This is a genomic window from Pediococcus damnosus, assembly GCF_001437255.1.
GTDB classification, from domain to species: Bacteria; Bacillota; Bacilli; order Lactobacillales; family Lactobacillaceae; genus Pediococcus; species Pediococcus damnosus.
On record NZ_JQBD01000097.1, the window covers coordinates 1 to 6,276 of the forward strand.

The 6,276-nt window shown below is 36.8% G+C and carries 7 protein-coding genes; 1 reads left to right on the forward strand and 6 read right to left on the reverse strand.

What is annotated here, in order from left to right; translation table 11 throughout:
• Window positions 1-54: 54 nt before the first annotated feature.
• Complete coding sequence (locus tag IV84_RS09160) at window positions 55-615, forward strand: extracellular solute-binding protein (protein WP_081036100.1); 561 nt, start codon at window positions 55-57, stop codon at window positions 613-615.
• Window positions 616-757: 142 nt separating this feature from the next.
• Here IV84_RS09160 and IV84_RS09165 read toward each other — a convergent pair whose 3' ends face one another.
• The 6 genes from IV84_RS09165 to IV84_RS09190 all read right to left on the reverse strand — a co-directional run.
• The gene (locus IV84_RS09165; protein WP_052694526.1) at window positions 758-1,696 is read right to left on the reverse strand and encodes a hypothetical protein; all 939 of its coding nucleotides are present in this window, start codon (window positions 1,694-1,696) and stop codon (window positions 758-760) included.
• A gap of 185 nt (window positions 1,697-1,881) precedes the next feature.
• A complete protein-coding gene (locus IV84_RS09170) occupies window positions 1,882-2,562 on the reverse strand; it encodes a hypothetical protein (RefSeq protein WP_046871759.1) in 681 nt (226 codons plus the stop codon).
• Window positions 2,563-2,655: 93 nt separating this feature from the next.
• The gene (locus tag IV84_RS09175; RefSeq protein WP_046871760.1) at window positions 2,656-3,285 is read right to left on the reverse strand and encodes a uracil-DNA glycosylase family protein; all 630 of its coding nucleotides are present in this window, start codon (window positions 3,283-3,285) and stop codon (window positions 2,656-2,658) included.
• Window positions 3,286-3,309: 24 nt separating this feature from the next.
• Window positions 3,310-4,185 carry a GW dipeptide domain-containing protein gene (locus IV84_RS09180; RefSeq protein WP_062916598.1) on the reverse strand — a complete coding sequence of 292 codons (876 nt, stop codon included), beginning with the start codon at window positions 4,183-4,185 and terminating at the stop codon, window positions 3,310-3,312.
• A gap of 177 nt (window positions 4,186-4,362) precedes the next feature.
• The gene (locus IV84_RS09185; RefSeq protein ID WP_226996016.1) at window positions 4,363-5,310 is read right to left on the reverse strand and encodes a helix-turn-helix transcriptional regulator; all 948 of its coding nucleotides are present in this window, start codon (window positions 5,308-5,310) and stop codon (window positions 4,363-4,365) included.
• A gap of 385 nt (window positions 5,311-5,695) precedes the next feature.
• A partial coding sequence (locus IV84_RS09190) for an LPXTG cell wall anchor domain-containing protein (RefSeq protein WP_162261354.1) occupies window positions 5,696-6,276 on the reverse strand: 581 nt, incomplete at its 5' end.

Consider the following 6,276-nt stretch of genomic DNA (forward strand, 5'->3'; position numbering starts at 1 on the left):
TTTCACTTTCCTACTAAAACTTTACACTAACCCGCTACACATGTGATTTGGGATATGCTCCAGAATGGAACAGCCACAACCGCTGGGACAGATGGGTATGGAAGCACAAATTTTTTTGAAGGTAAAACCCTCTTCTACAGTGGTTCTTCGGCTGCAATTTCGACACTTCAGGCGTCCACACCTAAAAATTTGCACTGGAGTACAACGTCATTACCAAGTTATAAGGGTAAAAAGTCAGCAGGAATGGCAGGAAATGATATTGTAATGTTTAAATCTGCTTCAAAATCACAACGTAAAGGCGCCGCTGCCTTTGTAAAATATTTAATGAGCAAGAAGCAAACCATTAGTTGGGCAGAAAAAACGGGTTACGTGCCGTTGACCAAATCGGCTCAAAAAGATACTGATTACCAAAATTACTTAGTAAAGAATCCGACTGCAAAGGCCGCGGTACGGTCACTTAGTTTTGGTTTCCAAGACCCAGCATTTATCGGGTACGAACAGTATTTCTCCGCCTTAAATAAATCCATCGGTCAAATGACGGATAATCATGTGACCCCTGAAAAAGCACTGGGACAGTTGCAAGTACAGATTGGAAAGATGGATACACAAAATTAATTGATTTAAAAATATATAATAAACTCGAACCACAAACTTAAGTAACCAAAAGGCCAGAGACAAAATCAGAATTGATTTTGCTTCTGGCCTCTTTTTATCTTAAAACATTAGTAATCTACTAACTTAATAAAATCTTTTTATATTATTTAAATGCTGCAACTGCTTCACCTAAAGCATTCGATAATTGTCCTAAATCTGACTTGATTGCATCATTATCATCAGCACTTGATGCTTTTTCCGCTTTCGTCTTATTAATCATAGAAGTGAAGTGCGTCCGCTGACTGGAAGAAAAACGACTCTTAAATAAATTATAAATATTTTCAAACGCTGCAAGATCCTTTTGTGTTCCATTATATGATTCGTCAATATTCCAACCTGAACCATAGTTTTCTAATTGAACGGCAATATCTTGTAAATCATTTTGAGTATATATCGTGGAAGCTAGACCCGTCCCTTGAATATAATCCTGAAATGCGGCTCTATAACTACTAAATGATCGAGGTGCATTACCCGCCTTTACATAGCCACTCCAAATCCAGCCTGATGCTTTGTTTGATTTAATGTACTGGTAAGTATAAGTCTTACCATCAGTTTTTCTAACCTTTGCTTGTTCTGTTCTCGTGAAAGTCGTACTCTTATAGTTTTTACCATAATGAGCAACCTTACTTAGTTTAGCAGTTGTAAATAATGTTCCTTTTGAAACATGAACCTTGGTGTCTTTAATATTAGTATATTTCAAAACACCATTACTAGCCTTACCATTTTTAACATATCCATGCCAAATCCAGCCTTTAATCTTGCCAGCTTTAATATATTGATAGACGGCTTTTTTACCATTCTTCTTAACAGTTGCCTGTTCAGTTTTGGTAAAAGTTGTGTACTTATAATTTTTGGCATAATGTGCTGTCTTACTTAGCTTAGCAGATGTATACATCGTTCCTTTTGCCACATGGACTTTTGCATCCCGAATATTAGTGTATCTTACAACACTTGTTCTGCTTGCTTGAGCAGTCGTAATTCCTGATGCACTAAATCCAAATAAACTTAGACCTAAAATGGTTCCAATAATTGCCTTTTTCATTTTCCTATCTTCCCTCGTTCAATATTTTTTATTTACAACAGTGGCTATTATATAAAATGGACGTGACACATTATGTCGCTAACAAACTTAGTAACAAATAAAATTACTTTTTAATCAGTTTTTTTAAACGCTTCATCTTTAATCATTTGGACGTCGATTTCAAAAAAGTGAACATTTGGCATTTATTAACCGTTATAGAATTCCTCTATTCGTTGCGACATAAGCCACTCTGGTACATTTGCCAATTGTGCTGCCGTATGTGTAATAATGCTTGTCCGTGGTGCATTGAAAACCAAAAAATGATTTTGTTGATCTACTTTATCCAACGTTTTTTCATTCAACGCCATCGAAAGATCAACGACTCGCTCCACCAAATCGTTTGGTAGCAACAACGCCTCTGCAAGTTTGAAAACGGTCCACTTGTTCATGGCATCTTTATTTTCGCTAAAATCAGGAATATATTCTGCAAAATCAAGGATATACGTCGCCAATCCCTGTGCGACAAACCATGCTTGATTCTGATAAGTCATTTGTTTATCTGTAACAACTAATACAGCCTCAACGTTATGCCGATTCATGGCCTCTGTTTTTGGTTGATAAAGCATAAAATCCTTATCTAAATCGCTACTATAATTAATTCGGACTCGTAACGACTGCGCCAATGCCAATAAATCGATACAAGTACTGGTGGCAGAAAATTTCAGTCGCCCAAGGTAATCAATCATATCAGGAAAATCACGAATAATTTCACCATAGATATATTTACCATACTCGGGTTGTAATTCTATCGGTTTTTCACTATCATTATTGTTCGCTCGACTCACCAATTTTGGTGTGTCTTGTTGGTCATTTTCATCTTTACTCAAAGCTAACAACTCCTTCAAAACATGTTTAAAAACAATGTACTGACTAACTCAAAGAGTAGCGCACAACTTCATTTGTGCGCTACTCTTTGAAAACTAATTAAGCGGTAATTTTTGTAGCTTTTCGACTGCTGCAGATATTTTTTCTGCGGACAATGCAGCGGAATAGTGATCTAACTCAACAATTTTGGCCGCTTTAATGTCTAGTAAGTCACGATCCATCATGAGTTTAAGCACTTTCTCTGCTGCTTTACCAAATACAATTAAATAATTTGGTCGAATCAGATCGAGCTCACCTTGTAGCAACTTGGCGTTTTTACTTAATTTCTCAGCATTTTCAGGCCGTTTACTTGCTTGTGCAACATCCGATCCATTCGTCTCAAGATGATTCTTAATGATATCGGTCATATAACTACCTTTAAAAGGTGTGTTCAAAATCATTTTAACAATATTAAAATCACGACTATTTTTAGTTACATCATGGAAATTAGCCCAATCATCGGTACTGCATGCTCCGCGTTCGGACCAATTTAAGCCTAAAATGATTCCGTTGTTAGTTAAGTTTTTATGCCGATAATCAGCATCTTTTAATTGTAAATTAACGGGATCAATAGAACAGTCAGGTGTGTGAATAGTTTTTGTCACATCTGACACATTCCAAAGTGCCCAACTACCATATTTAGCATATTCTTTTTTTAAAGTGAAATAAGCTTCGTCTTTAATCATTGTTTTTTCTCCTTGTTTTTCAATCTAACGAACATTGCTTAACGCCCTACCATAAATCCAACCAATACTCTTGCCATTTACAGAACAACGGTAATATGGCGTCTTGGTTCCTTGCCGCGTAGCTTGCATGTTAATAGTTACTTTTCTGTTTCTGTAGGTCTTACCAAAATGCGTTAATTTCGTGGCATAGATACTTGAAGTTACGTGATTGTAGAAGTTGTTGGTAGGCTTCGAAACAACCGTAGCTGTCTTCTTCACAGTTTTATATTTAGCAACATTTACAAGTGCACCGCCGTAGATCCAACCGATAGTTTTACCACCGACTACACAACGATAATATGGTGTTTTGACGCCTGGTCGTTTTGCTGTCATGTTGATTGTGACGGTGCGACCTTTGTAAGTTTTGCCATAATGAGTGCGTTTAGCATTATATTTACTACCTGGAACGTGATTATAAAAGTCGTGACCTGGTACTAAACGAACTTGCATAGACGATTTCTGAGATTTATAACTTACAGGATCCTTTGCTGGTGCCTTTGGCGTTGATTTGTTCTTTGTATAATAAAAATAATTTGATAACATAGAGTAGGGTCCATATTCAGTGATTTTTACTGTTTTTACGTTTGATGTGTATCCTTTAATTTGTGGTACCTTAATTGTTTTTGTTTGACCTACTTTAAGATCTAACATAGGCAATGGAACAGAATGTTTGTAATCGCCTTCGCTAGGCGTATAATCCCGAATAAGATAACCGAGATCAGTAGCAGCACTTACCTCAGTCGGTTGAGCATTTAACACTGCAGTTGTTATTCCAACGCCTACACCCATTAATGAGATAGCTGCTAACGAAGTAAGTATAAATTTCTTTCCTGTTATTTTTAAGCTTTTCGAATTAATCATCATAAAACTCCTCCTTATTTTTCTATGTAAACATGGCTACATATATCCTTCTACATAGTACTAATAGTGGGTGTCATATTATGTCATTTGTGAGTGCTATACAAAATTTTATTTAAGCAACCAAAAAAATAACGCGATATTGAAAATTAATTCAATACCACGTTATTTGTTTAGTTCTTATTCAAGATATTGTTCACGAGCTGCACTCAACGCATCTCGCATCCGTTTGACCAGTGAGGGTGGCGAAACAACCTGTAAACCGGCTCCTTGGCTCAGTAACCACATCATTGCGCCGTCAACTTTAACATAGGCCTCAATAACCGTACTGCCATCCGCATTTTTCTGAATGACACGGGCATCAGGAAAGTTATCCAACGCCGTCTGTATATAGTTTCGATAAATAAATTTAATTTTGGTCAACGACCCTGAATCTACCAAATAGACTTGGTGACGATGATCCTGTAATGAAAAACGTTTTGCGTAATCGAGTTTCTTTCCGGGTGATTTATCCAAAATATCAACGATGCGGTCAAGGCGATATAGCCAATACCCACCGCGTTCTCTGCTCCACATAGCCACATAAAAATAGTGTATTTCAAAAAACACTGCAACCGGCTGAGCATGATGAATGAGGGGCTTTGGTTCTCCTGAATGACTACTATGATATGTAAAAACCAGTTTCTCATTGTTGGCAATGCAGGCTGCAATCCCTCGTAATCGACTAAGTAACGGTTTTGGTGCAGAAAGTGGCGTATAACTTTCACGAGGAAAAGCTAACTGTTTATGAACAGCTTTTTGCATAGCTGGAGATAATCCACGACTAAGAAAATCTAATGTGTGGGTTAATTCATCCGGTGTTAAGGCTCTGCTACCCAATAGAATGTTGCTGGTTGCTAAAGCCATCTCAAGATCTTTTGTTTCGCTTTGGTGCGATAAATAATATGTCCCCTGTTGCTCTATCATCTCTCCAGCATCGTATTCCGCCAATGCATTCTTGATATAGGACAAGTCACGTTGGGAGGTACGCAAACTAATCGCATACTTTTTTTGAATATCTGCTTGTTTAAGTGTTTTGCCGGCCATCAGCTGAACTAATAGTTCAACAACCCGATAATTGCTTTTCATTATTTCACCTTCATCCTTTAGTAAAACTATAAGCAACTAATTAAAAACAGTTTCCAAAGTCTTATGTTTATTTTCACTACATTATAGCATGTATCATATTACTTCATATCCTCTTAAAAGTGGCAATCCATAAAAGCTAATCATTACACCATCAACTTCAAAGACATCAGAATTCCTGAAGTAATAAAGAAGTAGAATAATTTATCAGTAAGATTTGATAAAAGTATGCTTAGTCTATAAGTCCCGGCTACGTCAGATCATAACAAAAGGGCTCATATTCATGTTATGAATATAAGCCCTAACGTTAGCCTATAACTTCATCCTCATTAGCATAATTTTGGGTACTAGTGAGAAATAAGTTGTTAGCGAATTTATTTACCTGTAATTAATCTTGATGCTTTCTTTTTGGTATGAAAGTAAAACCAAAAAGAGCACACAATGCTGCAAGAAAACCTAACTCAGAAAGACCTGCGGACTGTTTTTCACCTGTTTGGGGAAGTCTATTAACTTTTGTCTTATTTTGATCAGCGTTAGACGAATCAATCGATTTAGTTGCTGAATTTTTAGTGGCTTCTTTACCATTAACAGTTGGAATGACTGTTTTTTTGATTACATTTTCGTGCTCATTACCATGGTTAATTAACAGTTGTGCTGTTTTTTTCTTATCATTATTAAGAAATTCATGATTAAGAAGCTCACGGCTTGTGCTTACACCCTCATTGGTTGGAATTAAATTAACTTTGCCTGTTGAGGTGATCCCGTTTTCTTTATCCTTAGCAATCAGATCGGCAATCTTGCCTTGTGCAGCCTTAGTTTCGTCGGCTGTATGAATGGTGATTTCATAGTGCTTTGTACCATTTCCAAGCTCATGGCTTGTATTTACACCCTCATTGGTTGGAATTAAACTAACTTTGCCTGTTGAGATGATCCCGTTATCTTTATCCTTAGCAATCAGATCGGCAATCT